25 protein-coding genes are annotated in these 26430 nt (G+C 53.2%); 14 read left to right on the top strand and 11 right to left on the bottom strand.

Annotated elements, in window-relative coordinates:
• Window positions 1-175 precede the first annotated feature (175 nt).
• Window positions 176-1183: a hypothetical protein gene (locus RC73_RS11250; protein WP_039034725.1), complete on the bottom strand. Its 1008-nt coding sequence runs from the start codon at window positions 1181-1183 to the stop codon at window positions 176-178.
• Window positions 1184-1488: 305 nt separating this feature from the next.
• Here RC73_RS11250 and RC73_RS11245 point away from each other — a divergent pair, with 305 nt between their 5' ends.
• Together RC73_RS11245 and RC73_RS11240 are read left to right on the top strand one after the other, a co-directional pair.
• On the top strand, window positions 1489-2046 hold the full coding sequence (locus RC73_RS11245; protein WP_039034724.1) for a hypothetical protein: 558 nt from the start codon (window positions 1489-1491) through the stop codon (window positions 2044-2046).
• The gene (locus RC73_RS11240; protein ID WP_052248146.1) at window positions 2003-2542 is read left to right on the top strand and encodes a hypothetical protein; all 540 of its coding nucleotides are present in this window, start codon (window positions 2003-2005) and stop codon (window positions 2540-2542) included. Before RC73_RS11245 ends, RC73_RS11240 begins: the two co-directional genes overlap by 44 nt.
• A 1-nt stretch (window position 2543) precedes the next feature.
• Here RC73_RS11240 and RC73_RS11235 read toward each other — a convergent pair whose 3' ends face one another.
• Together RC73_RS11235 and exaC are read right to left on the bottom strand one after the other, a co-directional pair.
• The gene (locus RC73_RS11235; RefSeq protein ID WP_039034723.1) at window positions 2544-3008 is read right to left on the bottom strand and encodes a tRNA (cytidine(34)-2'-O)-methyltransferase; all 465 of its coding nucleotides are present in this window, start codon (window positions 3006-3008) and stop codon (window positions 2544-2546) included.
• Window positions 3009-3183: 175 nt separating this feature from the next.
• Complete coding sequence (gene exaC / locus RC73_RS11230; RefSeq protein ID WP_039034722.1) at window positions 3184-4704, bottom strand: acetaldehyde dehydrogenase ExaC; 1521 nt, start codon at window positions 4702-4704, stop codon at window positions 3184-3186.
• Between the two features lie 247 nt (window positions 4705-4951).
• Between exaC and RC73_RS11225 the strand changes: the two genes are divergently transcribed.
• The 5 genes from RC73_RS11225 (at window position 4952) to RC73_RS11205 (ending at window position 11781) form a co-directional block, all read left to right on the top strand.
• Window positions 4952-6754 carry a sigma-54-dependent Fis family transcriptional regulator gene (locus RC73_RS11225; protein WP_039034721.1) on the top strand — a complete coding sequence of 601 codons (1803 nt, stop codon included), beginning with the start codon at window positions 4952-4954 and terminating at the stop codon, window positions 6752-6754.
• Between the two features lie 208 nt (window positions 6755-6962).
• Complete coding sequence (gene acuI / locus RC73_RS11220; RefSeq protein ID WP_039034720.1) at window positions 6963-7946, top strand: acrylyl-CoA reductase (NADPH); 984 nt, start codon at window positions 6963-6965, stop codon at window positions 7944-7946.
• Window positions 7947-8369: 423 nt separating this feature from the next.
• Window positions 8370-9890: a flavocytochrome c gene (locus tag RC73_RS11215; protein WP_039034719.1), complete on the top strand. Its 1521-nt coding sequence runs from the start codon at window positions 8370-8372 to the stop codon at window positions 9888-9890.
• Between the two features lie 26 nt (window positions 9891-9916).
• Window positions 9917-10270, top strand: a complete 354-nt coding sequence (locus RC73_RS11210; RefSeq protein ID WP_039034718.1) for a cytochrome c3 family protein — start codon at window positions 9917-9919, stop codon at window positions 10268-10270.
• A 266-nt stretch (window positions 10271-10536) separates the two neighbouring features.
• Window positions 10537-11781, top strand: a complete 1245-nt coding sequence (locus RC73_RS11205; RefSeq protein ID WP_039034717.1) for a hypothetical protein — start codon at window positions 10537-10539, stop codon at window positions 11779-11781.
• A gap of 38 nt (window positions 11782-11819) precedes the next feature.
• Here RC73_RS11205 and RC73_RS11200 read toward each other — a convergent pair whose 3' ends face one another.
• Window positions 11820-12686, bottom strand: a complete 867-nt coding sequence (locus tag RC73_RS11200) for a LysR family transcriptional regulator (protein WP_025010766.1) — start codon at window positions 12684-12686, stop codon at window positions 11820-11822.
• Between the two features lie 122 nt (window positions 12687-12808).
• Here RC73_RS11200 and RC73_RS11195 point away from each other — a divergent pair, with 122 nt between their 5' ends.
• The 4 genes from RC73_RS11195 to RC73_RS11180 all read left to right on the top strand — a co-directional run bounded on the left by RC73_RS11195 (window position 12809) and on the right by RC73_RS11180 (window position 15623).
• Window positions 12809-13483: a TetR/AcrR family transcriptional regulator gene (locus RC73_RS11195; protein WP_039034716.1), complete on the top strand. Its 675-nt coding sequence runs from the start codon at window positions 12809-12811 to the stop codon at window positions 13481-13483.
• A 408-nt stretch (window positions 13484-13891) separates the two neighbouring features.
• A complete protein-coding gene (locus tag RC73_RS11190) occupies window positions 13892-14182 on the top strand; it encodes an ArsR/SmtB family transcription factor (RefSeq protein ID WP_039034715.1) in 291 nt (96 codons plus the stop codon).
• Window positions 14183-14246: 64 nt separating this feature from the next.
• On the top strand, window positions 14247-14495 hold the full coding sequence (locus RC73_RS11185; protein ID WP_039034714.1) for a thioredoxin family protein: 249 nt from the start codon (window positions 14247-14249) through the stop codon (window positions 14493-14495).
• Between the two features lie 123 nt (window positions 14496-14618).
• A complete protein-coding gene (locus tag RC73_RS11180; RefSeq protein WP_039034713.1) occupies window positions 14619-15623 on the top strand; it encodes a permease in 1005 nt (334 codons plus the stop codon).
• 271 nt (window positions 15624-15894) lie between these two features.
• Here RC73_RS11180 and RC73_RS11170 read toward each other — a convergent pair whose 3' ends face one another.
• Both RC73_RS11170 and RC73_RS11165 read right to left on the bottom strand, forming a co-directional pair.
• Window positions 15895-17262, bottom strand: a complete 1368-nt coding sequence (locus RC73_RS11170; protein ID WP_039034711.1) for an ATP-binding protein — start codon at window positions 17260-17262, stop codon at window positions 15895-15897.
• On the bottom strand, window positions 17262-17948 hold the full coding sequence (locus tag RC73_RS11165; protein WP_039034710.1) for a response regulator: 687 nt from the start codon (window positions 17946-17948) through the stop codon (window positions 17262-17264). Before RC73_RS11165 ends, RC73_RS11170 begins: the two co-directional genes overlap by 1 nt.
• 208 nt (window positions 17949-18156) lie before the next feature.
• Here RC73_RS11165 and RC73_RS11160 point away from each other — a divergent pair, with 208 nt between their 5' ends.
• The 3 genes from RC73_RS11160 to RC73_RS11150 are packed head-to-tail and all read left to right on the top strand — an operon-like array spanning window position 18157 to window position 19961.
• Window positions 18157-18702: a Spy/CpxP family protein refolding chaperone gene (locus tag RC73_RS11160; protein ID WP_052248145.1), complete on the top strand. Its 546-nt coding sequence runs from the start codon at window positions 18157-18159 to the stop codon at window positions 18700-18702.
• 45 nt (window positions 18703-18747) lie between these two features.
• Window positions 18748-19617 carry a cation efflux pump FieF gene (gene fieF, locus RC73_RS11155; protein ID WP_039034709.1) on the top strand — a complete coding sequence of 290 codons (870 nt, stop codon included), beginning with the start codon at window positions 18748-18750 and terminating at the stop codon, window positions 19615-19617.
• Between the two features lie 11 nt (window positions 19618-19628).
• Window positions 19629-19961, top strand: coding sequence for a hypothetical protein (locus tag RC73_RS11150; protein ID WP_152608435.1), 333 nt, complete (start codon window positions 19629-19631; stop codon window positions 19959-19961).
• 51 nt (window positions 19962-20012) lie between these two features.
• Here the strand turns inward: RC73_RS11150 and glnG are convergent, their stop codons facing one another.
• The 5 genes from glnG to RC73_RS11125 form a co-directional block, all read right to left on the bottom strand.
• On the bottom strand, window positions 20013-21416 hold the full coding sequence (gene glnG, locus RC73_RS11145) for a nitrogen regulation protein NR(I) (protein ID WP_039034707.1): 1404 nt from the start codon (window positions 21414-21416) through the stop codon (window positions 20013-20015).
• 16 nt (window positions 21417-21432) lie between these two features.
• Window positions 21433-22491: a nitrogen regulation protein NR(II) gene (glnL, locus tag RC73_RS11140; protein WP_039034706.1), complete on the bottom strand. Its 1059-nt coding sequence runs from the start codon at window positions 22489-22491 to the stop codon at window positions 21433-21435.
• A 115-nt stretch (window positions 22492-22606) separates the two neighbouring features.
• Window positions 22607-23152, bottom strand: a complete 546-nt coding sequence (locus tag RC73_RS11135; protein WP_039034705.1) for a DUF4124 domain-containing protein — start codon at window positions 23150-23152, stop codon at window positions 22607-22609.
• A 71-nt stretch (window positions 23153-23223) separates the two neighbouring features.
• Window positions 23224-24381 carry an iron-containing alcohol dehydrogenase gene (locus RC73_RS11130; RefSeq protein WP_039034704.1) on the bottom strand — a complete coding sequence of 386 codons (1158 nt, stop codon included), beginning with the start codon at window positions 24379-24381 and terminating at the stop codon, window positions 23224-23226.
• A gap of 12 nt (window positions 24382-24393) precedes the next feature.
• The gene (locus RC73_RS11125) at window positions 24394-26373 is read right to left on the bottom strand and encodes an FUSC family protein (protein ID WP_039034703.1); all 1980 of its coding nucleotides are present in this window, start codon (window positions 26371-26373) and stop codon (window positions 24394-24396) included.
• Between the last annotated feature and the right edge of the window lie 57 nt (window positions 26374-26430).

Genomic DNA, 26430 nt, shown 5'->3' with positions numbered 1-26430 from the left:
GCCGTACAGTTGGTGCTGGTGTTGTAGCCAAGATCATCGCTTAATTGCGAGATAGGTTACTTTGAAAAGGAAGCTTCGGCTTCCTTTTTTGTTTTATAACCAAGTTACTTACACGCTTTGCTTCCTTCCTTTTATGCGCCAACGCTTAATTAATCCGGGATAGAGGATTTCTGCCTTAAGCTGTACCTTCATTTAAAGGGCTCACAGGGTTACGAGCCTGAATTGCACATAAATTCAACCTGCGCTTGTCGTGCACTAAAAACAGCTTGTTATTCATAAAGCTCACCTGAGCCTTGGATGGTTTGATGTCACCGAGACTTTGAACCTGGGTTAGTGCCAGTTCAAAGGCGCTTTGCTCCTCGGTCAGTGAATGGCACTCGAAACGATTGTTACCCTTGGTTCTTAACCACAACTGTGGCCCACAATTGCTGAAGCGGGCGCTGCCTGGCGCCAGACGGCGAGACGACTGCAATAGAAGATCTTTTTCCTGACCACTGCCGAGCATTTTGGAAAGCTTGCCCAAGAGGCTATCCGGCAGGCCATATTTGTATTCTGCCAATATAGTATCTTGAGTGCCTGGTGCCGATTGCCCCTGACAGAGGCAGAAAATCTGTTTGTCACAGACCTGGATCGCTTCAAGCCAGAGTGGGCTGCCTGGTTTTAAGGCGGTGAGCTCAGGTTCGTCCGGCTCCTTGTATCTGTTGACCAAGTGACAGTGATCGTCTTTGATAAATAGCCAGGAAATGGCTCGGCCCTTACGGGTATTGGGGGAACTCATTCGCAGTAGCAGTTGGTTGTCATCCAGCGGACAAAGCTGCAATGGCAGAAAGTGGAAGTGTTGCTGTTCCACAGTCATGGAAAGCACGTCCGGATTGGCAAAGGGATAGTGCTGCGCCTGATCTTCTGCCGGTGACTGCCAGATCCAGAGCCCGGTTTCATCCACCAAGGTGAGTTGTTGATGCCAGAGGCAGACCTGGGGATGCCCCTTAAATTGAGTGAGATCCAGCAGCAAGCTGGGGGAGTCGGCCTCGGTAGGCCAAATGGCCAGCAGCGGCTTACCCTCAGACTCATCCCACAGAGTTAACGCCAGTAGTTCTGGGGCCAGGAAGCGGGCAGCCTCCAGTAACCAGCCTTTGTGGTTGAAATCCCACTCTCTGATGATACGGCTCTTGAGTCTGTGCATGAGATCTCCGGCAATAACAGCATTGGCATTGATTGTCGCAGAAACTGTGCAATAGATCTGCTACGAAAACAGAAATTTATCGACCTGTTTATCGGGAAACTTTGATCTGTTCCAGGCGCTATTCGGCTGTGGGATTTGGCGGAGTTCAAAAGCTCCTGGGCTCTAACGCCCCGGGTACTAACGCCCCGGGCACTAACTCATAGTCACGACAGCGGGTAGCCGTTTGCCGGCGCGCCAGGAAAGAGGCAAAAGGCGTTTTATGTCCTAAACTTCTTTATGCCTGCTAATCAGCCACAGAGATCCCCATGACAAATAACAAGCAGCTCGAAACGCCCACGACTCTGGATGTACTCGATTCGGCCCAATGGCTGCATATCTCGGAAACGGTAAAACTCTTGTTGTTGTCGATAGCCCAGATAGAGTTGACCCTGACTGACGGTGAACACAATGTCACCGGTTTAGGGAGTCTGTTTACCGACATGGCGGAGCAATTGCGTGAGGTGAATGCCTGGTTGGAAACCCAGGAGGATACTCCGGCCGAGATCCGCGATCATGGCCGCCATCTGGCCGGTAAGGTCAATGAAGGCATAGTGGCTTTTCAGTTCTATGATCGTCTGTCACAGAGGCTCAACCATGTAGTGACCGGGCTGGCGCTGACTGAAGAAGTTCTGCGGGATGAGCATAGTCGCACCTCGGAACATGCCTGGAAAATGTTACAGCGTACGATTAAGTCGACATACTCGCTGGACTGTGAACGCAAAATGTTTGATCTTGTGCTGCAGGGAATGCCATTACACGAGGCTTTGAGCCAGTATCAAGATGAACATCTCAAGCACAACAACAACCATATCGAACTCTTCTGACTTTCTACGCCTGTTTATTATTTCCCTGGCTCTGGCCTGGCAACCCGCCTGGGCCGGCAAGGCCTCCTTTAGTCAATTCTGTGAAGCGCTCAATGGCCATTGGCAGGGGGATGGCGCCCAAAGGGGGCAAACCCCGAAGGAGCTCAGCCTGGATGCCATCTGCAGTAAAGATAAGCGACAGTTGTTACTCAGCGTCAGTGAGGGCGTGCGCCACCCCCTGAGTGAAACCTGGTGGTTTCGAGACCAAGATCCTAGTGTGGGGCTCTGGTACTTTGACGGTGTGACCGAAGAACGCTTTCAATCCTTCACCCTTTACCATCAGGGCGGCGGATTTTCCCTGCTGGGTGAAGGGCGGTCCGGTGGACGTCCGGCGCTGATCCAACTGCTATTCGAAGCCGACAATGACGGCTGGCTCTGGCGCCAGAATCTGCACTATCTGGATGAGGACTCTGATAGCTATCAAACCTACAGAGCCATCTCACTGCAACCTCGCTGATTTATATAGCGCCGCTGAAACCCTGTTGACGCCAAGCTTCATAGCTGATGATAGCCACTGCATTGGCAAGGTTCAGGCTGCGGCTGGAGGGTACCATGGGGATCCTCAGTCTGTGCTCTGCAGCAATGCTCTGCAATATTTCCTGAGGCAGGCCGCGAGTCTCGGGGCCAAACAAGAGCACATCACCTTGCCGATACTCGAGTTCAGAATGTGGCCGACTGCCTTTGGTGGTGCAAGCCAAAATACGTTTGCCCGCCATGGCCGCGAGAAAACGCGGGAAATCCGGGTAGCGGTTTACCCGGGTCAGATCGCCATAATCCAGCCCGGCCCGGCGCAGTTTTTTCTCTTCCAGATCAAAGCCCAAAGGCTCTATCAGGTGTAGCTCGCAGCCGTTGTTGGCGCAGAGACGGATAATGTTGCCGGTATTGGGGGCAATTTCGGGTTCATAGAGGGCGATGTGGAACACGGGTTGACCTTATTGCATGCAGATGCGGGCATTATACCATTCAGCAACGGAGTGTCCCCCTCTCAGTGAGAATGCAAAGTCGCTAGAAAGTAAAAAAGCCCCTGACAAGTAATTCCGTTCACACAAAGTGAACGGAATTGCGACAGAAGCCGGGCTTGTTTTGACTGTGTTTGATTTAGAAGAAACCCAAGGGACTGGTGGAGTAACTCACCAGCAGATTTTTGGTATTTTGGTAGTGAGACAGCATCATTTTGTGGGTCTCCCGGCCGATACCTGACTTCTTGTATCCTCCGAAAGCGGCATGTGCCGGATAGGCATGGTAACAGTTGATCCAGACTCGTCCTGCCTGGATCCCCCGCCCCATACGCTGTGCCCGATTCATATCCCGGGTCCAGACGCCGGCACCCAAACCATACTGAGTGTCGTTGGCAATGCTGAGTGCTTCTGCTTCATCTTTGAAGGTGGTTACAGCAACGACAGGGCCAAAGATCTCCTCCTGAAATACCCGCATCCGGTTATGGCCGCTGAGTATTGTCGGGGTAACATAATAGCCCTGACTCTGGGAGCCAGGCAGGCTGTTGGCCTGACCGCCAAGCAGTACCTTGGCGCCTTCATTGCGGCCAATTTCCAGATAGCTGAGTATCTTGTCAAACTGCTCCTGTGACGCTTGAGCGCCGACCTGAGTGTCGGTATCCAGCGGATCTCCCTGTTTGATACTCTGGGCTCTGGCGATGACCTGCTCGATAAATTTGTCGTAGATGGACTCCTGGATCAGTACCCGGCTGGGGCAGGTGCAGACTTCACCCTGGTTGAAAAAGGCCAGCAACATGCCTTCGACCGCCTTATCCAGATAGTCGTCTTCCTGTTCCAGGACATCGGCGAAATAGATGTTGGGGGATTTCCCGCCCAGCTCAACGGTCGAGGGGATCAGTGACTCAGCGGCGCACTTGAGTATGTGATAACCCACTTCGGTTGACCCCGTGAAAGCCAACTTGGCGATGCGTTTGCTGGTGGCCAACGCTTGACCCGCCTCGGCGCCAAAGCCGTTGACGACATTAAGCACCCCGGCAGGCAGCAAATCTTGAATCTGCTCCAGCAGTACCATGATGGAAACCGGTGTCTGCTCTGCCGGCTTGAGTACGATACAGTTGCCGGCCGCCAGTGCCGGGGCTATCTTCCAGGCTGCCATCAAGAGTGGAAAGTTCCAGGGAATGATCTGCCCAACCACGCCCAAAGGTTCGGGAAAGTGATAGCTGACCGTGGTGGCATCAATATCGGCAGCACTGCCTTCCTGCGCGCGAATACAGCCGGCAAAGTAACGGAAGTGGTCCACCAACAGGGGTAAATCGGCATTGAGGGTTTCCCTGACCGCCTTACCGTTTTCCCAGGTTTCGGCCACTGCCAGCATCTCCAACCTCTGCTCTACTCGATCGGCAATGCGCAGTAACAGATTGGCCCGTTCGGTGACTGAAGTCTTACCCCAGCTCTCTTTGGCGGCATGGGCCGCATCCAACGCCAGCTCGATATCCCGGGCATCAGAGCGGGCGGCCTGACAGAAGACTTCGCCGGTGACCGGGGTACGGTTATCAAAGTATTGTCCGCCAACCGGCGCGAGCCACTTTCCACCAATAAAATTGTCGTACTTGTCCTTGAACTGCAGCAGGGCACCCTGAGTGCCGGGTTGGGCATAAATCATGGTGAGTTTCCTCGTCTTGTTGAAAGGTTTTTCTTGTATTTATCTGTTCGGCCACAGCGGCCTTGGCTCAGGTAAACGCAAAGGCCGGGCCAGTGTTAGCCTGCTTGTTCATTTATTGTGCTAACAGTATGATGAAAAACTAAATTTGCGATTGCTGTATCTTGGCGTGGTGCCGGGTACTCGAGTTGTCTATCGCGCAAACTGTGGCAAAAAGGTACACACAGGTGTACCAGAATGGAGCAGGGCTATGACACTCAAGACCCATTCCCAATCCTGGTTATCGGCTTCCTGGCAACGTTGCCAGGGGGCTGGGCTCAATCCCGCTGCCATACCCGATGAACTCAGGCTCAATACTGCTGCTCTTGATGAGCGGCGCCAGCGCCATGGCCGGCTGCTGCAAGCCGTGGAGCACAGTGCTCTGCCACTGTTCAATCAACTTATGGGGCGAACCCAGAGTCGGCTCATCCTCTCGGATCCTCAAGGTTTTGTGCTGCAGCACTGGGGCGTGAGCCGCTACTCACAAAAGCTGGCCAATATTGCCCTGGATACCGGGGTCAACTGGCTGGAGCAATACAAGGGAACCAATGCCATAGCCGCGGCACTCAGCGAACGCCAGTGTGTTTCGGTTATCGGTGAGCAGCACTTTATCAAGAGCCACAGATTTATGAGTTGCACCGCCAGCCCGCTGTTCTCCCCGGACGGTGAGTTGCTGGGAGCCTTGGATATCACCAGTGAGCAGCAAATCCATACCCCAAAGACAGCCATTTTGGTGTCCAGTTTGGCGCAGCAGTTGGAGCTGGCTTTATTGTGCCGACTTCCCGGCGCTGCTGTTCGATTGGATCTGGCGCCGCAGCAGGCCCTGCTGCATTCAGGTTGGCAAGGCGTGTTGGTGCTCGACCTTGATGGACGGGTGCTGGGCGCCAACCCTATGGCAAGGCAACTACTCAAAGGCATCAACCTGGGCCAAATTCACCAGGCCTTGTCCCCTCAGGTATTGAGCCGGGGCAGCGGCCGCTTGCAGCAGGGATTGGTGTTCAGAACCCAGGCGTTGGAGCAGCCTCAACATACCAAGCCTGTGGTTCGAGCGAGCCAGAGCCGAGAAAGCCAGAGCAGAGAAAGCAGCGCTGCTTTTAAAGAACCCAGGTTGGATCAAGCCTGGCAGCAGGCGCGTAAGGTGTTGGTACGAAATATCCCTTTGCTGATCCTCGGGGAAACTGGAGTGGGCAAGGAGCAGTTTGTCAAACAGCTGCATGTGCAAAGTTCCAGGCATCAGCAGCCTTTTGTGGCGGTTAACTGCGCCGCGATCCCGGCGGAGCTGGTGGAATCAGAGCTGTTTGGTTATCAGGCGGGTGCCTTTACCGGAGCTTCCAGGCAGGGATATGTCGGCAAAATACGTCAGGCGCACCAGGGATCCCTGTTTCTGGATGAAATCGGCGAGATGCCCCTGGCGGCCCAGAGCCGTTTGTTGAGGGTGTTGCAGGAGCGCGAGGTGGTGCCCATTGGCAGTAATCAGGCACATAGCGTCGACATTCAGGTGATTGCCGCCACTCATATGGACTTACCGGCATTGGTGCAGCAGGGGGCCTTTCGCGCCGATCTCTATTACCGGCTCAATGGTTTGCAGGTCACACTGCCTGCATTGCGCCAGCGAAGCGACCTGCGGCGTCTGATCCACAAATTGCACCAGCGCTATCGAGTTCGGCCCCAAAGCCTGTGTCCTTTGCTGGAGCAGCGATTGCTGCAATATCATTGGCCGGGAAACCTACGGGAGCTGGATAACCTGATGCAGGTAGCCTGTTTGATGGCCGAAGAGTTCCCTGAGCTCAACTGGCAAACGCTGCCTGAGAGTCTGCAGCAGACCTTGGGAGCTGAAGAAGTGGCGATGGTCGGCTTGGCGCCCGCGCCGGGCAACAATCTGCACTGCCAAATTCAGATGCAAATTCGCGACACCTGGCTGGCCTGCAATGGTAACGTCAGTGAAGCGGCACGCCGTTTGGGGATTAGCCGCAACACCCTATACCGTAAGCTTAAGGCGTTGGCGCTGAAGTAGTTTTAGATGTTGGTATTTTGTTAGTAAGCTCGCAGTGGTACAGTCAATGATTGAGGCCGAGGCAACAGATTTCGATTATTGAGTGTGAACCAAGCCGCGAAATAGCCCATGAGTTGCACGCCTCGACACTCTGCGAATTATCCGATGTCTCGCCGGTGGTTTTTCCACTAGTCTTGAATCCATATTTTCAACAGCAGGAGCGGTAATCATGTTTAAGGCACTGGTATTGACCCAAAACGATAAACGGACCCAAGCCCAGATAACCCAATTGGAGGACAGCGATCTGCCTGAGGGGGATGTCCTGGTCGATGTTGCCTACAGTTCGCTGAACTACAAAGACGGCCTTGCGGTGACCGGGCTTGGCAAGATTATTCGTCAATTCCCCATGGTACCGGGTATTGACTTTGCCGGTGTGGTGCGTGAGTCGGCCCATCCTGACTATCAGCCAGGCGATGAAGTGATCCTCACCGGCTGGGGCGTTGGTGAAAACCATTGGGGCGGTATGGCCGAGAGTGCCAGAGTCAAGGGTGACTGGCTGGTGCCTATGCCACTGGGTTGCACAGCCGCCAAGTCGATGATGATAGGCACCGCCGGCCTTACGGCCATGCTGTGTGTACAAGCGTTGCAGCAAGCTGGGATCAAACCGGAAGATGGCGAGGTGCTGGTAACCGGCGCCAGTGGTGGTGTCGGCTCGGTGGCCGTGACGCTGCTGGCTAAACTCGGCTTTAAGGTTGTCGCCAGCACAGGGCGCCTGGAGCAGAATGCGGCCTGGCTCAAGCAGCTTGGCGCCAGCGATTTAATTGAGCGCAGCGAGCTTGAGCAGGATGCCAAACCACTGGATAAGCAGCGCTGGGCCGCCGTAGTGGATACCGTAGGGAACAAGGTGCTGGCCAGCGCATTATCACAGCTGAATTATGCTGGGGTTGCCGCGATTTGCGGCCTGGCGGGTGGCTTTGCCCTGCCAACCACGGTAATGCCCTTTATTCTTCGTGGCGTCAGCCTACTGGGAATCGACTCGGTGCAGTGCCCGGCCGCCAAGCGCCGTGCTGCCTGGGAGCAGATAGTGGCTTTGCTGCCTGAGAGTTACTATCAAGAGGCTTGCCATGAAATCACTCTGGAGCAGGTCCCCGAGGCCGCAGCGCAAATCGTTAAAGGTGAAATCAGCGGCCGCACTCTGATTAAAGTCGGCTGATCCTCGCCTAAAGGGGCCTCTGGGCCCCCAACAGTTTGTTGTGACTTGTCCTGAATACAGTTAGGCCCCAGCAATACGGCTCCAACCCAGCTTTTCCGTTGATATTCCCTCTTATTGAGTCGGTGCTTGGTTAACCTTTGCCTTCGATTAGCTTTTGAGCTTGAGAAAGAGGCAAAGTCGTAGCGGTTTATCAGTCGCTCTCACTTCCCCCCTGATTTCATGCCTGTCTTGTGGGCTGTGGCGAAGTTTGGAAACCGTTCCAAAGAATGTCACTTGTCCGGCTTTACAGTTAAAACCCAAGCCAGATGTCATTTTTAAATGTTGCCCTTTTGTTTAAAAAGCAACTGACGCTTAACTCCCGTTTTGGAATTGATTCCACCCCTAAGATGCCAGTGTCGATTAAAACGAAAAAGGTGATGACAGATGAGCAAAGTAGATCTGCTGGGACGCCGTAACTTTATTAAGGGCGTTGGCGCCGCTGCCGGAGTTGCCGTGGCTGCTCCCGTGTTGGCTGTATCGGAAAAAGCCACGGATGTGAGTTGGGATAAAGAAGTTGAAGTGCTGATTATCGGTTCAGGGTTTGCCGGTTTGGCAGCGGCCATTGAAGCGACCCGCAAAGGCGCCAAAGATGTGCATATCTTTGAAAAAATGCCTTATTTCGGTGGTAACTCTGCTATTAACGGTGGCTTGTTCGCCGCGCCGGGTACACCTATGCAGCAACAGGAAGGTGTCAAGGACTCAGTAGAACAGATGGTTGCCGATCAGTTGAAATCGGGCAGGGGTATCGCCGATGAGGAACTGCTGCGTCATGTGGCTTCACACGCGGTGGAAGCCTTGCAGATGACCCTGGATGCCGGCGCCGAATACCATCCTTACCTGCAACAATTGGGGGGGCACTCGGTTGCCCGTACTTATCAAACCGCGGTCAGTTGCGGTGCAGGTATTACCCAGCCTTTGTATAAAGAGTGCCAGCGGATAGGAGTCAAGACCCATAACCGCTCCAAGTTTGAGGGCTTTGTCCTCGGCAAGGATGGTCGCATCGAAGGGGTGAAGATGCGTCAGGGTTATTACTTCGGCGAAGAGGACTCTGGCAAGTTGGTGTATATCAAGTCCAAGCGCGGTGTCTTGATGGCAACCGGTGGCTTTGCCCAGAATATCGGCCTGCGAATGGCGCAGGATCCGACTCTGACCCATGAAGTGGGTTGTACCAATACTCCCGGCGCCACAGGTGAAGGTATGTTGGAGATGTTCCGTCTCGGCGCTGTGCCTGTGCATCTGGCACATATTCAGTCCGGGCCCTGGGCCTCCCCCGATGAGGGCGGTTTTGGTTATGTCTCCAACTATTCCATCTTCAACTTCCCTCATTCAATAGCGATTAACCGCATGACAGGTAAGCGCTTTATGAATGAAATTGCCGACCGCAAGACCCGAGCCGATGCCGAGTTGGCCTGTCGCGACGAGAAGGGAGAACCGCTGCCACCTATCTTGATCACCAGCTACAAGGACTCCAAACAGCACCCCAATACCGCCAAGGTGCTCAAATACAATGTGGGTTGGAAGTTTGACTCACTGGAGGCTCTGGCCAAACACTTTGAGGTGCCTTTGAAACCGCTTAAGGCACAAATCGAAGAGTACAACCGCTACGTCAAGAGCGGTGAAGACAAGCAGTTTGGCAAGAACATGACCAAGGCAAAAGATAAGTATATTGAAGCGCCTTTCACTGTGGTGCGTCTGTGGCCCAAGGTGCATTACTGCCAGGGCGGAGTCCAGGTGAACACCAAGGCTGAAGTCAAAGATAGCCTCACAGGTAAGCCGGTTGCCGGACTTTATGCCGCAGGGGAAGTGTGTGGCGGCATCCACGGCGTTAGCCGCCTGGGAAGCTGCTCTATCCCCGAATGTATGGTGATGGGTATGACTGCGGCCCGCAGCATGATGCAAGCCTGAATTGAACGGTGAGAGAGGACTCAATAATGAAGAAAGCAAACTTAGTATGGGCACTGCTGTTGGCAGGGCTAACTTCGGTATCGGTTCATGCCGTTCAGCAGCGCGATTATCATAAGGCAGTGATAGGCAAGGATTGCAAGGTATGTCACGACCAAGGGCTTAAGCAGTACCCTTCAGATGGTGCCTGCCTTAAGTGCCACGATGTCGATGAGCTGGCAAAAAAGACAGCCCGCAGTGGTGAGGAAAGATGGCAAAATCCTCATGACAACTTGCATTATGGTAAAGATCTGCCTTGTGTTGAGTGTCATGGTGAACACCAGCCTAAAAAACCTCTGTGCAGTAATTGCCATACCTTTAAATACGATAAACATAAGGAATAATGAAAGGGGTTATATGCTGCCTCAAGTTTCCTCCACCGGCAGCGTGACCCGTAAATATCTTTGATTAAAACAGTCCCTGCAATGGCTGTTTTAATTCTATGATAGGCTCACTTGATCACAAGTGGGCCTTTTTTGTTTGCTGGCTCACAACTCTTTTTCATTCTGTTATCTTTTTTGTTGCCTGTGTTCAGACAACATTTTTGGAATGGATTCCAAGTATATGCTTTGCCTGATATTTACTCGAAATATAATTGAGGTTCCAGGTGATGAATAAGAAACTAATATTAATTTCATTGCTGATTTCCAATACAGCGATGGCGGAAAAATTACCGGATTTTTTGGCCCCGGCTGATATTGAAAATGCAAGTTTTGTTTGTTTGGGTGAAACGCCAGAGTATTCCAAACAAGATCAAAAGTATGTCGATATTCTCTGGGATGAAACCTTGCGTTATTTAAATGGCTTTGCCCAGGCGCTTACCAATGGCGAGCAAGCTCATTGCCTGAACTCGGATGAGGCTATTTACGACACCAGTGCCGGCGGGCAAAAGTTCTGCGTAATGGATCGCCGCGATATGCAGCTGATGGTGAAAAATATCTATCAGGTATTGCACAATCCCCAAAGTGCCAAAACTTGTTTCGGGGCTCGCCGTGATGTCAATTGGATCTACAGCCCAGGTGGGGAACTGGAGCAAAAATCCCCCGTGGCTCAGTGGGCGAAACGCATGAGCTTTAATGAATTCTTCAAGCAGAAAGTCACCAATAAACAGGTGCAAAAGCAGGGAAAAATCTTTACTGATAACTTCTATAAAATGGTCACAGGTGATGAGGTGAAGATGCCATCGGCTTTCCCCTATGACATCAGCGCCAACGCCTTGCCCAACCTGTGGGCCGCTGCCGGTTGGTTCCCCATGTATGCCGAAGAAAGCAAGCGCAATGACAAGAACTACAATAATGTTCGTGGCGGTTATGCTTATGCAGAGATCTTCGGTCACTGGGGACTACTGAGAATTGACAGCATCAATGGTGAGAAAGTCGGCGCCGAAGTAGGTATGACAGTACAGTCGGTCGATACTCTTTACCCGTTTCACAACCATGCCATTTCTGAAATGTACTACAACATGAGGCTGCCGGCTTGCACCAATCAGTTCAAGAGCCTGGCAATCAAAGCAGATTCACCTTTGTTGGAAACTGTAAAAGAGAATGACAAGATGCGCCGGGTCCGCTTCGATGCCGGGCAACCCAATGTCGATGCCATGTGGCTTTCCGGCAGCAGCGAACGCGATCCCCTGTTGTATTTTCACCAGAACACCATCCATGCCTTCGATGTTGATGGTAGCTGCGAAGCCAAGCCGGAAGAGAGAGCGATAGTCTCGGTTTGGGCCAGAAGCAATGCCCACGACAAACGCAATGACTATGGTACAACACTCTTGTGTGAATCAGCGAAGCAGCCGGGTACGCCGGCCAAAAAGGGCGAAACCATTCAGTGCGATCTGAGTAAGCTCAAGTGGTAGTTAATCAAGATGAAAGCCGGCATTAGCCGGCTTTCATCTTATTCTACGGTCGTGTTTCTGTTTTTGAGATTGGCCTTCAACAGGGCGATGAGTTGATTGCAGGCTTCAGTCTGGCTCTCCGGATTGAGATAGAGAGATTCATTGAACACGGGCAAGGGAGGGAGATCATGCTCTATGGGATCGAGGATCTGCATCTTGTCGTTGATCCTGAATTCGGCAATCGGAGCTATGCTTAAATCATTTTCAACCGCCATGCACAAGGCTTGGGGAGAGGGGGTGGAAAGCAGCACATTGATGGGTCGCATTGACAGTTGGTGGTTGGCAAACACCTGAGCTCTGATGGGGCAGTTTTCCGGGTAAAGTGCCATGGGAATCGTTTCCCGTTTATGGGCACTGCCGTTCTTGGCGGCAACCCAATGAAAACGCCGTTCGAACAGGAGCTCTCCCTGCACCGGAGGCTGCCAATGGGTCGCCACTATCAGGTCGAATTCCCCTTGATGCAGCCGCTTATACAGATTGCCGCTGACATCTGTGTCTATGACCAACTCAATACAGGTGAACTCACGAACAAACTCTAGCAGGCAGTTGTCCAGATAATAGGTAATATAATCAGTGGGAACGCCGAGGCGAATCACTTCGCGATTCTGGCAGTCTTTCAGCTCATCCAAGGCTTGGGTGTTGAGTTGCATCATCTTATAGGCGTAGTTGAGCAGGGTATTGCCGGATTCGGTCAGCACTACGCCTCGATTGTCTCGGAGCAACAAGGGTTGGCCGACACTTTCTTCCAGCTTTTTGATCTGTAAGCTTAATGCTGACGGGGTGCGGCAGACTTTTTCTGCAGCCTTGGATAAATTGCCGCATTCGGCCACAGCAATAAAACTCTCGAGCAATTCTATTTTTAACATTGGCTATTGGCGTGACTCATAATGGTATCAGTATTACTCAATATCGCAGTCGCATAAAGCTTGTTACTATTTTATTGTGAAGTTGGGAGAGTTTGTATTTAAGCTTTGCTCAGGAGTGGCCAATGGGAAAATGGGAACGACGAGGAAACTTTTTGGTTGAAGTGGCGCAACGTTGTTTAAGAGGACAGAAGACTTTCGGTTTATGTCGTTCTCATCTTGTTGAAGCCAGTCAAATATCCAAAGGCACTGTATATAATCATTTCACTACAGAAGCCGATCTCATGGTGGCAGTGGCTTGCAGTGAATATGAGTATTGGCTCAAGCAGGCCAAACAGGATGAAATACAATATAAAGACCCTCTGGAAAGGTTTATATTTCATCATTGTCAGCGGCTCTATGAAGTATTGTCGACAAATAAATTTGTCATTGAGCGGATAATGCCAAATCAAGCCCTGTTGCTATTGGCGACCGAGTTTTATCGGCATGGCTGTGAAAGACGTTTCGATGAATATATGCAGTGGAATGCCAAGACTATTTCCGCTGTGGGAGAGGTGCCAGGATTCGATCGGGTCGAGCTGGTGATGAGTTATCTGCGTGGCGCCATGATCAATACCGACGATGCCTGCAAGGCCCACGACGACCCGCAGCTCTATTACCAGTTCAGTTATGCGCTGATCCATCTGATGGGGCACTCAGATAAGCGCAGTCCCTCCAAACAACAGTTTGCCGCCTGGCTAAGCCGCCAACCCCGGCTTGAAGATGAGCCTGAAGGTCTCAGGCGTGTGGTAAATGGATGACGACCTCGATCCACCTTGGATACGATTGCTGGTCTGAATATGGCCGTTGTTAGTAAGGCTTATTTCTACCCATGACCCCTTGGCCTCGGCGCAGTTATTTACCTGGGCATGGCAGTAGCGAATGGCGTTGCGCAGCAGATTTTCAATCGTCAGCGACTCAAGCTTTGGGGCTATGGACTGTTCCAGCTCTTCCGGTAGTCAGGAAGTTAAGTTCCTTTTGCTCATCTCCGACCATCCCCTTTTGGCGTGCCAGGGCTAGCGCCAGTTCGTCTTATGGTGCTTGGATTGCCCCTGTCCCCTGGTTTTTTATTGGCAATGACGTGTTTTATTTCATAACTCCCTTGCTAAAAAGTGAGTTTATCGATTCACTATGGCACACAATGTGTTCTGTGTTGTGGAAGAGAATTTGTGGAACAACTAACCAAAACTAAAGCCGATATTTTCAAGGCCTTGGGACATCCAACGCGTCTATGGATAGTTGAACAACTTGCTGATGGCGAAAAATGTGTATGTGAATTTGTAGAGGCACTTGATGTTGATTTTTCAACGGTTTCCAAGCATCTATCCATACTTCGTACTAGGGGCATTGTCGGTATGGAAAAGCGTGGGAAGCAGATCTTCTATCATCTAGCTATGCCGTGTTTGCTTCATTCACTCAATTGTATTGATTGTTTACAGGATCACCAAATTCAGAAGTAGATCGCATTCCCGAAGTGGTTTCTTACCTATCATTTGGCTAAATAACCAAATGATAGGTGGTGTTATGTTTAAAATCAAAGTGTTAGGGTCTGGCTGTACTAAATGCCAAAAGCTGGCTGAAACTTGTTCTGCTGTGGCGGATTCTTTAGACCTTGATTATCAGCTAGTTAAAGTTACAGATGTCGAAGAAATTATGGAGTACGGTGTGATGTCGACTCCGGCTTTGGTTATAGATGAACAAGTTAAGTTGACAGGTCGTCTTGCCAGTCCAGCGGAGATCAAGGCGTTAATGCTGGCACACATTGAATCTTAAGTGTAGAGCATAGCCAAGCCGGAATAAGCGACTTCTTCTCCGGCTTTCCATCTAAGGAAGGTGCGAATAAGCCCTCGCGACACCTTCCCTAATAATGTAGCCACAGCTCAAAGGTGGTAAATCATGATGCACCTCTTTTCTGACCTGGCGACTTGGATAACTTTTGGATTGTTAGGCATTCCTCCAGAGACCAAGCTGGCTGACGCAATACACTTTTTTATTGAAGATACCACTAAGATTTTCGCGCTGTTGATCCTGATGATTTATGTCATCGCCTTGGTGAGAGCCTCACTTAATGTTGAACGTGTTCGGGATTATTTAGCGGGTAAAAATCGCTTTGTCGGTTATTTTCTGGGAGCAAGTTTTGGTGCGGTGACCCCCTTTTGCTCTTGTTCAAGTATTCCGGTGTTTCTAGGTTTCACCTCCGCAGGCATTCCTGTCGGCATCACTATGGCATTTCTTATTACTTCACCCTTAATTAATGAGGTCGCCATTCTGCTGTTGGTAAGCTTATTGGGGTGGAAGTTTACGATGATTTATGTAGGTGTAGGTCTGTCAGTGGGTATACTTGCAGGGGCTTTCCTGGATGCTGTTCGTGCTGAGCGTTGGCTACAGTCCTTTGCAGCCAAGGCGTTTGAAAGAGGGAAATTACAGGCGGGTTTATCTAATAATCAACAAGAAGCATCGGCCCCACTGATGACTTTATCGGAACGACATCAATTTGCCAAAAGTGAAACCAAAGCGATTTTTTCTCGGGTATGGAAATGGGTCATTATCGGCGTTGGGCTTGGCGCGGCACTTCATGGGTTTGTTCCGGATGGTTGGATTGAAACTCACTTGGGTGATGGTCAATGGTGGTCTGTGCCTGTTGCTGTGTTAATAGGTATTCCGCTTTATTCCAATGCGACTGGGGTTATTCCTATTATGGAAAGCCTCATCATCAATGGTCTTCCTATAGGGACAACATTGGCTTTTTGTATGGCCACAGTTGCCGCCAGCTTCCCCGAATTTATCTTGCTTAAGCAGGTGATGCAATGGCGCTTGTTAGCGATTGTTTTTACGATTTTACTGATGTCATTCACCCTTATAGGGTGGGTTTTCAACGCAATTGGTCCTATGTTGGTCTAGCTCCAATATTAAAATATTGACTAAAGTAAAGCTGTGCTTTGTGCCATCTCTTTCAGAAGAGATGCTTTAGCGGGGGCGCAGTGCTTCACCTTGCGAGGAAGTGTTGCGACTGGCTTTTCAGGGGCGATTATGGGCCAGCCCCTCGTATTTTTGGCCCCCCTAATAATCATTATCTGCAGAGATAGATGTTTAATGGTTATGCAGTCACATATCAACATGATTGAGCACAATGTATGCCGCCAATCCTCTTTGGAAGGTGAGCCCGAGGGGCTCAGGCGTGTGGCAAATGGATGACGACCTCGAGCCCACCTTGGGCGCGATTGCTTGCCAGAATATGGCCACCGTGGGCTTGCACTGCGGCATCGGCAATGGCCAGCCCCAGACCCCAACCGCCACTCTCTCTTTCCCTGGCTGAATGCGGTCGATAGAAGGGCTTGAAAATAGCCTCCAACTCAGATTCCTCAATACCCGGGCCGTCGTCAGTAATGCTTATCTCTACCCATGGCCCCTTGGTCTCGGCGCAGATATTTACCTGGGCATGGCAGTAGCGAATGGCGTTGCGCAGCAGGTTTTCAATCGCCCGCGACAGCGGTCTTGGGTAGATGGGCAACTCCAGTTCTTCCGGTATCAGGATGCAGAGCTCTTTTTGTTGCTGTTCGGCTTCAAATTCGGCATCGTCCAGTACCTGGCTCAATGATTCGGCCAAGCCTACTTTCAGTTTGTTGTCCTGTGCCTTGAGTTTCACCCGGGAAAGTTCCAGCAGCTCGGCAATCATTTTTTCCAGTTGGTCGGCCTCGTAGGCGATACGTTCGGCTTCATCTCCGGCCATACCCTTCTTGCGCGCCAGAGCCAGTGCCAATTGCAGTCTGGTCAACGGAGTTCGCAGCTCATGGGAGATGTCGCTTATCAGTCGCTGCTGATTATTGACCATGGTTTCGATGGCGGCCGCCATGCTGTTAAAGGCCTGGGCCAGTTCGCCGATTTCGTCGTGGCGTCCGGCTGTGGCATCGTCGACCCGGCTGTTCAATTGTCCCAGCGCCAGGGCGTTGGCGCTTTGTTTCAACGAACGCAGCGGCTTGCCCAGGTGCCAGGCCAACAAACCACAGAGCAACCCTGAAAGCAGAATCGCCAGCGACAATGTCAATAACTTGTGTTCAATAAAGAAAAAGAACCAGGGCATGGGGTGGTGATCCGGCAACCGGCCATAAAGGGCATAGGGAGTGCCGTTAACCTTAAAATCGAATGGGCCGAATATCAGTTCATCGCGAAACTGGTGTGAAATCGGCGCGTTGGCTTCCTCTGCCATCAACATAAAGCGGCGCATGCCTTTGGACACTCTGTGAGTGTTGATTATCTGTCCCTGCTCATTGACCAGATAGATGCGAATTGGCTTGCCTTCCATGCTGCGTCTGCGCTCCCAATGGTGCAGAAAGCGGCCATTCAACTTGGCCGGTTCCTGTTGCAGCTCATCGGCGACCTGAGACAAGACCTCCCGCAGTTTAGGCGGCATTGGGGCCCTGTCATGGTTTTGCTGCAGCAGCGGCAGCATGCCAACAGCAAGAATGATCAGGCTGCTGCAGAGCCAAAAGCCCAGCAGCAGTTTGATAAAGAGGCGATTGGGCAGGGAAAATGATTTCATCAGGGGATCCAGATATAACCTTTGCCACGTATGGTCTTGACCCTGGGGCGACCGTCGCTGCGTTCCGGCAGTTTCTTGCGCAGGTTGGAAAGGTGCATGTCCAGGCTGCGATCAAAGGGCATCAACTTTTTGCCCAGCACGGTTTCGCTAAGCTCATCTTTGCTGATCAGTTCGCCGGCCTGATTGGCCAGGGTATAGAGCAGGCTGAACTCAGTACCGGTCAGCAGCAGTAACTGTTCATTGCAATAGGCTTCCTGACGGGCAGAGTCCAGGCTGAGATCGCCTATGGTTTGAATACCGCTCTGGGGAATGTCCTGCGGGGTGATATTGGCACGGCGTATGATGGCGCGGATCCTGGCAACCAGTTCCCTGTCATTGAAAGGCTTGGGCAGATAGTCGTCTGCGCCTATCTCCAGGCCAACCACTCTGTCTATCTCATCGCCACGGGCGGTAAGCATAAGCACGGGGGTTTGTTTCTTGCCACGCAGCTCCCTGAGCACTTCGAAGCCATTGAGCTTGGGCAGCATCACATCCAATAGGATCAGGTCGTAATCATTGGCAATCGCCAGTTCCAGGCCGCTCTGACCATCATGGGCCAGTGTCAGCTCAAAGCCTTCCAGCTCCAGCAATTGCCCCAAGAGTTCTGCCAGGCCCAGGTCATCGTCTATCAATAAAATCCGGCTCATTTATACGCCTCACACAATTTCTCTCTGCCGAGTATACCCGCTTTTGAGTCAACTGCGGTTTAGCTGTGTAAGTCTGGGTAAAGATACGGATCTTCAACCCGGATAACCAAGCTTTACAGTGCTTTACTCAGTTTGAACCCACACTTACACATAGAGGACTAGACTGGAAGACGTCAAATACTTCCCGACCGAGAACGAGGATATCCATATGAAGACTTCAATCAAAGCAAGCTTGCTGGCCCTGATCGCCGGCACCACTCTGATGGCTGGTGCGGTACAAGCCGGTGACGGCTACAGCGATTGTCCGCACCGTGACGGCGACCGTGGTTATCACCACATGAAGGGCGAGCGTGGCTACCATCACATGAAGGGTGAGCGCGGCTATCACCACCACATGAAAGGTGACAAGGGCCATTTTGGCATGTATGGCCTGCGAGGTCTGGATCTGACCGACGCCCAGAAAACAGAGATCCAGGCGTTGATGGAACAACACAGAAGCAGCATGTCACGTCCTGACAAGGAAACCCGAGCAGCACACAGAGCCGAAATGCAGGCACTGATGACCTCAGGCAACTTCGATGAAGCCAAGGCCAAAAAGATTATCGAGCAGCGTCAGCAAGTGCGTGAACAACATATGTTGGAGCGCATGAAGTTACACAATCAAATTTATAATTTGCTGACACCTGAACAGCAAGCGAAATTCAAAGAAGGTCCTTACCGTTGTGGTGATTGTTTCGGGCCAGCGGCAAATTAAATCTGCTACTATGGGCTCAGTGACTCCCGACCGCTGAGCCCTTGAATGACACCGACTTCCCGCTACGAGTTTTGGGTTAAATTGGCGAGCCGCGCCGCTGTGGCGACCGCGATTACCCTGATCCTGATAAAACTGGCTGCCTGGCTCTGGTCCGGGTCGGCCAGTATGTTGGCTTCCCTGACCGACTCCTTTGCCGATGCCCTGGCATCCATAGTTAACTTTATTGCCATTCGCTATGCCCTGGTCCCTGCCGATCAGGAGCACAGGTATGGTCACGGCAAGGCTGAGCCTCTGGCATCTTTGGCGCAATCGGCCTTTATTATGGGGACGGCATTCCTGCTGCTGTTTCACGGCGGCGAGCGCCTGGTCAATCCCATGCCTTTGACCCATGCCACTCTAGGTATTGTGGTATCCATTATCGCCATGGTGCTGACCTTGGCTTTGGTATTACTGCAAAAACGGGCCTTGGCGGCCACCAAGAGCACAGTGGTCGAAGCCGATGCCCTGCACTATAAGTCAGATCTGTTTCTCAATGGCGCCGTGCTTTTGGCGCTGGTCTTGGCGCAATATGGCTGGTGGTGGGCCGATGGCCTGTTCGCGGTATTGATTGCCCTCTACATAGGTCAACAGGCCTGGTCGCTGGGGTATCGCTCGATTCAGGCCTTGCTCGATAGGGAGCTGGATGATGAAACCCGGCTGCGCATTCGGCAATTGGCCGAGCAGGATACTCAAGTGCGTGGCATTCATGACCTGCGTACCCGTCAGGCGGGCAAGACCACCTTTATTCAACTGCATCTGGAGTTGGACAAAGAGCTGAGCCTGCAACAGGCCCACGATATTGCCGTGGCCACAGGCGAGCGGATCCGCGCCGACTTTGACCATGCCGAGGTGATTATTCACCAGGATCCTGTGTAGAGGGCACTGTCATGGCATGGATGCAACAACAGAGGTTGAATCTCGAAGGGGGTGAGCTGCACTGTCGGTATTATCCATTAAGCAGTCGTCTGGAACTTGAATGGCAGGGGCAACAGTGTTTTTGTCAGCGCCTCTATGGTTTGCCAAGACGGCAAACCATAGTCTTGAATGGTCAAGACTACCGACTGGAGATCATCTCTTTACCGCTTTGGCGCGCCGAGTTGATTGCAGCCGATGGTTCCAGTTGGCCACTCTTGCCTGATCGCAGACGCAGGGGGCTGATCCGTTGGGGCTATTCCCTGAGTTTGGCGGCCCTGCGTCTGGGCGCCAAAATCCTCTCTTAATAACCTTCACCCTTGGGCTTGTTTGGGCCATATTCCCATCTTTATGAGGTTTCAGTCCATCGCCAGTTCTTTGAGCTTGCGGGTCAGGGTGTTGCGGCCCCATCCCAGGCGTTTGGCGGCTTCCTGTTTGTGGCCCTGGGTATGCTCCAGCGCGGTTTCCAGCAAGATGCGCTCAAACGCGGGTTGGATTTCGGTCAGTAGATCGCTCTCGCCCTGTGACAGGCGCATATCCAGCCACAATTTGAGGGCGTTTTGCCAATCCTGGGACGGGTTTGCACTGCCTTGAGTTGCCTTGGGCTCCTTGAATAGCTCAGGCGGCAGATCCTGAGGGATAATTTCCTGGCCTGAAGCCATTACGGTCAACCAGCGGCAGGTGTTTTCCAACTGGCGCACGTTGCCGGGCCAAGGCAGTTGCTGCAGCTTGGCGGCGGTTTCCGGGGTGAGTATTTTGGCCTCTACCCCTATCTCTTTGGCGGCACTGGCCAGGAAATGGCGTGCCAACTGCGGAATGTCTTCCCGCCGCTGCGACAGCGGTGGCAGATGAACTCGAATCACGTTCAGGCGGTGGAACAAGTCTTCCCTAAAGCCCCCCTTGAGTACCAGTTGTTCCAGGTCCTGATGGGTTGCGGCAATAATCCTGACATCGACTTGCACCGGGGAGTGGCCGCCGACCCGATAGAATTGGCCATCGGCCAGTACCCGCAACAGCCGGGTCTGTACGTCCAGTGGCATATCGCCTATCTCATCGAGAAACAGGGTGCCGCCATTGGCCTGCTCAAACCGCCCCTGACGCACACTGGCAGCGCCGGTGAAAGCGCCTTTTTCGTGGCCGAACAGTTCGGATTCGATCAGCTCCTTGGGGATGGCCGCCATATTGAGGGCGATAAAGGGTTTGTCTTTGCGTGGGCTGTGTTTGTGCAGTGCCCCGGCAACCAACTCTTTACCCGTACCGGACTGACCGTTGATCAGCACACTGATCGATGAGCGCGACAAACGGCCTATGGCGCGAAACACCTCCTGCATTGCGGGGGCTTCGCCGATGATCTCCGGTGCCTTGACCTGAGGCTCGGCCGCTGCAGGAGCCTGCTCTGTGGCATGGTTGAGCGCCCGCTCCACCAGGGCAATCGCCTCATCTATGTCGAAGGGCTTGGGCAGATACTCGAACGCCCCGGCCTGATAGGCGCTGACGGCACTGTCGAGATCTGAATGGGCCGTCATTATGATCACCGGGATATGGGGATAATGCAGGCCGATACGTTCCAGCAGGGTCAGGCCATCGGTCCCCGGCATGCGGATATCCGAGACTATGACCTTGGGCTGGGAGATTTCCAGCGCCTGCCACAGTGACTCGGCGGCGGCAAAGCTGGCGCAGCTGAGTTTGGCGCCTTGCAGTGCCCGTTCCAGTACCCAACGAATTGAACTGTCATCATCGAGGATCCAAACCTGTTCACTCATATTGTTTCCTCTCTTGTTAGCCGCTGTGGTTGTTGATCGGCAATGTCAGGCTGAACTCTGTGTGTCCCGGGGCCGAATCGCAGTCGATACGGCCGCCGTGGAGCCTGGCAATATTGTGGGCGATGGATAGCCCCAGGCCGTTACCGTCCTTACGGCCTGTGACCATGGGGTAAAACAGGGTATCCACCAGTTCCGGGGCGATACCCGGGCCGTTGTCTATGATTGACAGCACCAGCACCAACTTGTGTCTCTGGTTACCTATGGTGACCTGATGGGCGGTGCGGGTGCGGATCATGATATCGCCGCCCTGATGCTCCAAGGCTTGTACTGCATTTTGCACTATGTTGAGGATTGCCTGTTGCAGTTGATCTTCATCCATAGGCAAGTCTGGAATGGATGGGTCGTAATCCTGACGCAGATGTATCTGTTGCGGCAGGGTCACACTCACCAGATTGATCACCTTTTGCAGTACCAGATGTATGTTCTGCAGCTTGTGCTGCGATGGTTTCTGTGGCCCCAGCAATCGGTCTACCAGGGCGCGCAGCCTGTCGGCCTGCTCTATGATGAGTGTGGTGAACTCCTTGAGCTGCGGCTCGCTAAGCTCGCGGGACAACAGCTGCGCCGCACCGCGCAGTCCACCCAGCGGGTTTTTGATCTCATGGGCAAGGTTGCGCACCAGATATTGGGCCGCCTGCTGCTGGGCATCCAGAGTCAACTGCTGGTGAATACGCCGCTGCTGATCCACCTGCCTGAGTTCCAACAGGCTCAAGGGCTTGAGCTGTTCTCCCTGCTCCAGAGGGATCAGTGTCATATCTACAGTGTGGTGCTGGCCATCCAGGCTGATGAGTTGGGCGGTATTGACCGTCAGCCCCTGACGTTCCAGCACTGCGCTTTGCAGCACCCTGGGTTCAACCCCTATGGCATGCAGATGCTCTGTCAGTACCTGCTCCTGCAACCTGTGGCGGGAGACGCCCAGCAACTGCTCGGCAGCGGCGTTGGCATAGCTGGGGAGCAGGTCACTGTCGATGACCAGAACGGCAGTTGCCAGATGATTGAGCAGGATATTTGTGTCCATAGAGTTTCCCATAGCAGGATTGCACCATAATGGTGCACCAATTCGGTGCAGGCCGCAAGCCAACAACTCTGTGGACTAACTCGAAATGCAAAGTAGCTAATTCATTGAAATAAAATTAGTTACTTGGCTTGGGGCCCTTCCCGGGAGCCGGGAAGGCGGGTTGCATCAGTCCGGCTTGGTGCAGAAAAATGGTTATGGGACTACTGGATGCAAGGACTTTGCCGTTTTGTTGCACCGCCTTGAGTTGCAGCGTGTGTTCGCCGCGGTCGATGTCCTTGAGCTGGAAGAGATTGCTGCGCTGAGCATCGCTGGTGGAGATGCCATCTATGTAGAGTTGCAGAAAATGACCCGATGCCAGCTCCGGCTCTACTTCTACCTGAACCTGAAAATCACCGGCGTTATCGCGAATGGTTTCTTCATGCTGTGGTGAAAGTATCTTCAACCCATAGCCGACCTGTTCCACTTCTATGGGATCGGGCAGAGCTTTAGGCGTTTCCAAGCTTATTTGATTCTGGGTCTTGTCGGTGAATTCCACTGCCTGGGCTTGGGGGGTGGGTTCATCACTGTAATGCACCTTGCCATCTTTATCGACCCACTTATAGACAGTCGCCTGGGCAACCAGCGACAGCAGTGCCAGGCTGATTATCATCAGAGTACGCATAAAGACTTCCCTTGTTATGCAGTTGTGAACTTGTTTCAGATTAGCCTGTTTATTGGCAAAAATCACTGCCTTTAAAGGCTGGCCTGAAAAACCTGTCGGCTCAGCTCAAGGTCGACCCGGCCGTCTTCCCCCAGTTGGGTCAGGCCCTGGCGCTCAAGGTTTTCCAGCAGCGGCGTTATGGCCTCGTGGCCTATGCCATAGTCACTGAGGTGAGTCTTGATTCCCATGGATTCAAAGAACAGCCGGGTTTGCTCTATGGCTGCATCTATGCGTTGTTCTTCGCTGCCGTCGCTGAGTTGCCAGACCCGTTCGGCATACTGCAGCAGCTTGGCGTGTTTGGCTGCTTTTCTCAGGCGCAGCATGGCCGGCAGCAGTATGGCGAGGGTCACGGCATGATCCAGGCCGTGGCGCACCGTCAGTTCGTGACCCAGCTTATGGGTCGACCAGTCTTGCGGAACACCGGCGCCGATCAGGCCGTTGAGCGCCATGGTGGCGCTGAACATGATATTGGCGCGCACCCGATAGTTTTCGGGCTCTGCCAGCGCCTTGGGGCCTTCCTCTATCAGAGTGAGCAGCAGGCCTTCGGCAAACCTGTCCTGTACCTTGGCGTCGACCGGGTAAGTCAGGTACTGCTCGGTCACGTGCACAAAGGCATCCACCACGCCGTTGGCAACCTGTGGTTGCGGCAGGCTGAAACTCAGTTGTGGTGCCAGCACAGAGAAGCGGGGAAACACCGAGGGATGACGAAAGGAGCGCTTGAGGCCAAGAGTGCTATTGCTGATCACCGCGCAGTTATTCATCTCTGAGCCCGTGGCCGGCAGGGTCAGCACAGTACCGAGCGGCAGAGCTTGGTCAATGTGGCGACCGTCGGTTTCCAGTATCTCCCAGGGCTCTCCCTGATAGGGCACGACGGCGGCAATAAACTTGCCCGCATCTATGATGGAACCGCCGCCGATGGCGAGAATAAAGTCCAGCTTTTGTTGCCTTATCTGCTCTACCGCCTGCAACAGCTGGTGGTACTCGGGGTTGGGGCTAATGCCGCCGAACTCGGCGCAGACACGTTGACCCAATACTAGGCCGACTTGGGTCAGGGTGCCATTGCGTTTGGCGCTTTGGCCGCCGTAGAGCAAGAGCACTCTGGCATCGTTGGGCACCAGAGTGTCCAACTGCTCCAGGCTGCTACGGCCAAAGAGCAAGCGGGTTGGATTGTAAAATTCAAAATCGTACATCTTGAACTCCTGTCAGCCGTGAGTATTGCCGCCTAGGGCGTAGGGACGTTGCCAGTCAAGCCAAGCATAGAGATGGGCGATATCCTGCATTACCCAAGTGGGAATCGCTTCAGCTTGTTTGGCTGACAGCTGCGCTGGCGCATCTGTTGAATTGGGCGCTGGCCTAGACTCGGATTGATGCATCTCTGTTACCAAGAATCGCTGGCGAAACAGCTGGGGCCAGGCCGCCAACTGCTGCTCTGCCAAATGCAGCGGCGGCTTTTGCTGCTGGCGTGCCACCAACACCAGGGTGCAGTGCAGCGTCAGCCCAAGCCAGAGAAAACTCTGCCAGTCCTGCAGCTCCCGCTGGCCTGTGTTGGGCTCGAGCTTCAAAAAGCCGACTTCTTGCCCCAGTTGCCTCAGCGCCGCATGGGACTGCCAGCGCAGGGCGTTGTCGGCTTTACCTGCATTGATACTGGCAAGCCAAGCCCGCTCCAGCTCGATAAAGTGGCACACATAGCTGTCGAGCCAGCGCCGGGTCCAGCTGGGAATAAACAGATGCATCGCCAGAAATGCCATCAGGGCGCCGGTAAAGGTGTCCAGCGCCCGGTAGAAGGCGATATAGGGGTCGCTTGGCAACAACAGGGTGATGGCAAACACCATCAGCATGGTGAGCCAGAATACATGGATCTCGTATCTGGCCTTGTAAAAAGTGGCAAAGGCCAGAAAGGCACTCAGGCAGGTGGCCGGTAATAACCAGCTACCGGCACCCAGATACCAGATAAGCCCCAGTGCCAACACAGAGCCGAGCACTGTGCCATAGAAGCGGCTCCAGATCCTGGCCTGCAACTGCCCGAGCGGCGCTACCATCAGCACTATGTAGGCGGTGAGCGTCACCCAATACCCCTGCGGCAGTTGCAGTAGTTCCACCACGGCCTGACAACACAGCAGAGTGAACAGAATTCTCAGGCCGTGGTGCCATTCCCGCGAGTGTTTCACCAAGGCCTTGCGCCATTGACTGCGAACGCTTTGGGCATCGGAAGGCCAGATAAGCTCCAGGCGCTCGCGCCAGTCGGCTGCCAGCGGTCTTTGGGGATCCAGCGCCAAGGCCAGGCGGTTGGCGGCATCCAATAACAGAGGTTGCGGCTTGTCACCCAAGGGCGGCGGCGTCGGCTTGATGCCTTTTTCCCTGTGGGTCTTGAGATCGTTGGCAAAATTGGTCAAATACTGCTGCAGTGCCGGGTTGGCGGCATCATTTTGTTGCAGCCTGCCTATACTCTCCAGAGTTTCTATCAGGATAAGATTCGACTCCAGTTGCCAGGCGATGCGTTGCACCTCGGCTTTATCCGGCATTTCCAGCAGCCAGTGGGCCAGTACGGCGATGGCATCATCGAGCTGTTCCCGCAAGGCCAGACGCTGGCCGACATTGGCGGCGTCCGAGTGGCTGAGTATATTGCACCAGAAGCCGAATTTGCGCTGCACACTGGCCAGCAGCTGTTCGCCTTGACGTATCGCCATCCAGGGCCCGGCGACGACGGCGCTGATGACTGCCAACCAGCTGCCGAACAGGCTTGAGAGCAACAACATCTTCCAGTCGGTACCCGACTCCAGCAGGTGCAGGCCGCAGATCAGGCAAAAGCCGGCGTTGTAGGTCAGCAGCTGAATGTATTTTCTTTGGTTTGAGCTGAGGCCATATAACAGGCCTATGGTGCCGAGTACGCTGATTCCCAGCCAAGGATGGATCAGGCTCAGCAAGGCCAGAGCGCTGCTGATACAGCAAAGGAATGCCGACTTGCTCAGCAGCCCGGCTCGTTTGGGATAAGCCAGGTTGCGTCCCTGGACGCCGACCAGCCAGGCACAGATCAGGGCGTTGACGCCGCTGGCACTGTCGCCGAGAAACGAAAACAGCAACAGGCCCGCCATCATGGGCAGCCCTATGCGTAAGCCTTCAGGAAGATCGGCACGATCAGGCAGCCATTGCAGCAGGTGCTGGAATAGATAGGATAGATTCACGTTACTTTGCTTTGACAGCAGAATGGTACAAGAGGGACACCATTCTACCTCATTTGA

Origin of the sequence: Shewanella sp. ECSMB14102 (genome assembly GCF_000813075.1) — a bacterium.
In the GTDB taxonomy this organism is placed as follows: Bacteria; Pseudomonadota; Gammaproteobacteria; order Enterobacterales; family Shewanellaceae; genus Shewanella; species Shewanella indica.
This window is presented reverse-complemented; position numbering and strand designations above follow the sequence as displayed.

What these genes read in the sequence shown, in the direction of transcription:
- RC73_RS11215 (WP_039034719.1), top strand. Translation starts at nt 8,370, where the DNA reads ATGAGCAAAGTAGATCTGCTGGGACGCCGTAACTTTATTAAGGGCGTT.
- RC73_RS11185 (WP_039034714.1), top strand. Translation starts at nt 14,247, where the DNA reads ATGTTTAAAATCAAAGTGTTAGGGTCTGGCTGTACTAAATGCCAAAAG.
- exaC (WP_039034722.1), bottom strand. Translation starts at nt 4,704, where the DNA reads ATGATTTATGCCCAACCCGGCACTCAGGGTGCCCTGCTGCAGTTCAAG.
- RC73_RS11205 (WP_039034717.1), top strand. Translation starts at nt 10,537, where the DNA reads ATGAATAAGAAACTAATATTAATTTCATTGCTGATTTCCAATACAGCG.
- RC73_RS11245 (WP_039034724.1), top strand. Translation starts at nt 1,489, where the DNA reads ATGACAAATAACAAGCAGCTCGAAACGCCCACGACTCTGGATGTACTC.
- RC73_RS11240 (WP_052248146.1), top strand. Translation starts at nt 2,003, where the DNA reads ATGAACATCTCAAGCACAACAACAACCATATCGAACTCTTCTGACTTT.
- RC73_RS11130 (WP_039034704.1), bottom strand. Translation starts at nt 24,381, where the DNA reads ATGTACGATTTTGAATTTTACAATCCAACCCGCTTGCTCTTTGGCCGT.
- glnL (WP_039034706.1), bottom strand. Translation starts at nt 22,491, where the DNA reads ATGGACACAAATATCCTGCTCAATCATCTGGCAACTGCCGTTCTGGTC.
- RC73_RS11210 (WP_039034718.1), top strand. Translation starts at nt 9,917, where the DNA reads ATGAAGAAAGCAAACTTAGTATGGGCACTGCTGTTGGCAGGGCTAACT.
- fieF (WP_039034709.1), top strand. Translation starts at nt 18,748, where the DNA reads ATGACACCGACTTCCCGCTACGAGTTTTGGGTTAAATTGGCGAGCCGC.
- RC73_RS11165 (WP_039034710.1), bottom strand. Translation starts at nt 17,948, where the DNA reads ATGAGCCGGATTTTATTGATAGACGATGACCTGGGCCTGGCAGAACTC.
- acuI (WP_039034720.1), top strand. Translation starts at nt 6,963, where the DNA reads ATGTTTAAGGCACTGGTATTGACCCAAAACGATAAACGGACCCAAGCC.
- RC73_RS11195 (WP_039034716.1), top strand. Translation starts at nt 12,809, where the DNA reads ATGGGAAAATGGGAACGACGAGGAAACTTTTTGGTTGAAGTGGCGCAA.
- RC73_RS11200 (WP_025010766.1), bottom strand. Translation starts at nt 12,686, where the DNA reads ATGTTAAAAATAGAATTGCTCGAGAGTTTTATTGCTGTGGCCGAATGC.
- RC73_RS11170 (WP_039034711.1), bottom strand. Translation starts at nt 17,262, where the DNA reads ATGAAATCATTTTCCCTGCCCAATCGCCTCTTTATCAAACTGCTGCTG.
- glnG (WP_039034707.1), bottom strand. Translation starts at nt 21,416, where the DNA reads ATGAGTGAACAGGTTTGGATCCTCGATGATGACAGTTCAATTCGTTGG.
- RC73_RS11160 (WP_052248145.1), top strand. Translation starts at nt 18,157, where the DNA reads ATGAAGACTTCAATCAAAGCAAGCTTGCTGGCCCTGATCGCCGGCACC.
- RC73_RS11180 (WP_039034713.1), top strand. Translation starts at nt 14,619, where the DNA reads ATGATGCACCTCTTTTCTGACCTGGCGACTTGGATAACTTTTGGATTG.
- RC73_RS11135 (WP_039034705.1), bottom strand. Translation starts at nt 23,152, where the DNA reads ATGCGTACTCTGATGATAATCAGCCTGGCACTGCTGTCGCTGGTTGCC.
- RC73_RS11250 (WP_039034725.1), bottom strand. Translation starts at nt 1,183, where the DNA reads ATGCACAGACTCAAGAGCCGTATCATCAGAGAGTGGGATTTCAACCAC.
- RC73_RS11225 (WP_039034721.1), top strand. Translation starts at nt 4,952, where the DNA reads ATGACACTCAAGACCCATTCCCAATCCTGGTTATCGGCTTCCTGGCAA.
- RC73_RS11150 (WP_152608435.1), top strand. Translation starts at nt 19,629, where the DNA reads ATGGCATGGATGCAACAACAGAGGTTGAATCTCGAAGGGGGTGAGCTG.